The organism is Streptomyces sp. NPDC096132 (genome assembly GCF_044763345.1).
Taxonomy (GTDB): domain Bacteria; phylum Actinomycetota; class Actinomycetes; order Streptomycetales; family Streptomycetaceae; genus Streptomyces.
Genome location: NZ_JBIWGA010000087.1, coordinates 1 through 2,348, shown reverse-complemented (window position 1 = coordinate 2,348; position 2,348 = coordinate 1). Strand labels below are relative to the sequence as shown.

At 67.0% G+C, this 2,348-nt stretch carries 3 protein-coding genes; 2 read left to right on the top strand and 1 reads right to left on the bottom strand.

What is annotated here, in order from left to right; genetic code table 11:
* Positions 1–81: 81 nt before the first annotated feature.
* A complete protein-coding gene (locus tag ACIRF9_RS52570) occupies positions 82–546 on the bottom strand; it encodes an SRPBCC family protein (RefSeq protein ID WP_403837783.1) in 465 nt (154 codons plus the stop codon).
* A gap of 468 nt (positions 547–1,014) precedes the next feature.
* Here ACIRF9_RS52570 and ACIRF9_RS52565 point away from each other — a divergent pair, with 468 nt between their 5' ends.
* A complete protein-coding gene (locus ACIRF9_RS52565) occupies positions 1,015–1,422 on the top strand; it encodes a hypothetical protein (protein WP_403837781.1) in 408 nt (135 codons plus the stop codon).
* A 346-nt stretch (positions 1,423–1,768) separates the two neighbouring features.
* The gene (locus ACIRF9_RS52560; RefSeq protein ID WP_403837779.1) at positions 1,769–2,125 is read left to right on the top strand and encodes a hypothetical protein; all 357 of its coding nucleotides are present in this window, start codon (positions 1,769–1,771) and stop codon (positions 2,123–2,125) included.
* Positions 2,126–2,348 lie beyond the last annotated feature (223 nt).

Genomic DNA, 2,348 nt, shown 5'->3' with positions numbered 1-2,348 from the left:
TGGGCCCCCGGCGCGGGGGGGCGGTCCCCCGGGGGGCGGGGTGCGGGGGGGGGGGCCCCGCGCGCAACGGGCAGTTTTCCGTCACCCGGTCTTCTTCACGTCCGACAGGAGCACCCGCGTCGCTTCGAGCGTCGACTCCACGGCGTCGACGTAGGCAGCCCTGATGCCCTCGAAGTAGGCCCGCTCCTCCTCGCTGCCGGCCTCCAGGTCGTTGCGCGTGAGCTCGATCCTGAACCGGAGCACCAGGCCGGAGTCCGTATCCTGGATCTCGTTGGTGATGTAACCGGTCGTGTTGCCCTCGGAGCGGTCGAATCGCACCACCCGCTGCGGTGTGAAGGTCACTCGCTCGATGTGACGCTCACCCATGCCGGTGATCTCGCGAGTCAGCCAGTTGTCGCCCTCTTCGAGCACGACACACGTGTCGATGGCCTTGACGAACCTCGGGGCGTTCCGCGCCTTGATCTCAAGGGCGCCCCATACGTCCTCTCGGGAGAGCGGAGCCTGGCCGGGCTTGTTCACGGGAACCTCTTGAACGATCGTGGCCATCTCACGTCGCCTTTCTTCGTGTGGGTGGAGCCGCAGCGGCAAAAGCCACATGCGGAACACGTCGGCGAGCCGTATCGACTCGCCGTCGAGGTATTGGAGTTGGATTGCGGGAGATCGATGCCGCCCGGCTGTCGCGAAACGCGGTCGGCTCGGCGCCGGCAACGCATGGTGCGCAAGGCCGCGCTGTTTGCTGCTCGTTGCTCGCAGGCTATGCGGCCCGGACTTGGCCTCGGAACAAGCCCGGAGGTACTTCCGCTATGGAGAATGCTTCGTCCCCGTCTCGCCCGCGGCGACCGGCAACCTCCTTGTCGGTGGGGCACTTGAGATCGAAGTGAACCCACCGCTGCCCCTCCGCGAGGCCCGCGAAGTACCGTCCGGCCGAGTGCATGACCCGCGCCGAGGACGGGCGGCCCTGGACTTCGCCCGCGACCGGGACCTGCGGGTCGGCCACCACGCCGGTTGTTCGGGATGCGCGGCGACGAACAGATCCATTTCCTCCACGACAACGCCGGGTTGTCGCCGTCGACGGTGCTGGTCCATGGCAGCACGCTGAGTGACGGCGCCTATCGGTGCATCGCCGACAGCGGCGCCCACCTGTCGATCTCGGCGGAGAGCGAGCTCAACGCCGGGCAGGGGCATCCGCCCACCGCCAAGGCTCGCGAGCACGGCATCCCGCTCTCGCTGCCGATGGACACCGTGCCTTCCTGGACAGAGCGGCGGGCTTCTATGCCAACCACCACCCAGTCGCCAACGACTACTTCAACAACGCCGGTTACGGACACAACCCTGACTTCAACAGGCTGGGCGTCGACGCCGGCGGGGCGGCCGTCGGCCGGGGCAAGCCGCGCAACAACCTTGCCTACACCGGCACGTTGACGTCGAACCTGAGCCTGACGGACGCCTCGTACAACTCCTGGAACCTGGGCGCCACGTTGTCCGACTCGCAGTTCCAGAGCGTGTCGACGTCGGGCTGGGGACGCGGCCCGCCGGGCCGCCGGCAGCCTGCCCCTGCTGTCGTACCTCCGCCACGCGGCGAACAGCGCACTGATCAACAAGGGGGTGAATGTCGGCCTGCCGTTCCTTGAAGAGCAGGCCATGGGCCCCAGCGACCCACGCCGGGGCCTTTACCGTCGTGTGGTGAGGGAAAATCACGCAGGGGCAGGAGAGTGCGGCGCGCGTGATCCTGTCCCCCCATGACCCCTGAGACAGAAACGTGATCACCATGACGTCAAGCGACCAGACGCGAACGGCCGAGCACCTCATCGAGAAGCATCGGCAGGCGGGCCTGGTGGACGACGAGGGCTTCGTTCGCATGCACTTCTCGGTGAACCTGATCCGCACGTACATGCAGCTTGCGACGAGGTCGGACGCCTATCACCGGCAGTACGGCTGGTCGTGGGCGGGCTTCCGGCTGCTCGTCATCGACATCATCGCCGAAAGCCTCGCCGGCGAGGTCAGCCGGCACCACCTCGTGGGCGCCAACCACTACCTGCGCAACCAGCCCGAAAAGCTGGAAGAGGTGTCCACGGTCCTTCTGGAGTGGCTGCAGAACCGTGGGCTGCACACGCCCGTCGGCTGAGGAGTAGCTAGCCACAAGGTTCCAGGACGGCGGCCGCCGCCGAGCGGGTGACCGCAAACACGACGGCCGCCGTCGCGTACCCGTATCTCTTCTGAATCGCTTCCGAAAGATGAAAAGCCATGACCACTCACCGTGTGGGTCTGTTGGTGCCGAGTTCCAATACGACGATGGAAACGGAGGTCCCCGAGGTGCTGCGCCGGGTCGCGGCACGCTCGGACAACCG

What these genes read in the sequence shown, in the direction of transcription:
- ACIRF9_RS52560 (WP_403837779.1), top strand. Translation starts at nt 1,769, where the DNA reads ATGACGTCAAGCGACCAGACGCGAACGGCCGAGCACCTCATCGAGAAG.
- ACIRF9_RS52570 (WP_403837783.1), bottom strand. Translation starts at nt 546, where the DNA reads ATGGCCACGATCGTTCAAGAGGTTCCCGTGAACAAGCCCGGCCAGGCT.
- ACIRF9_RS52565 (WP_403837781.1), top strand. Translation starts at nt 1,015, where the DNA reads ATGCGCGGCGACGAACAGATCCATTTCCTCCACGACAACGCCGGGTTG.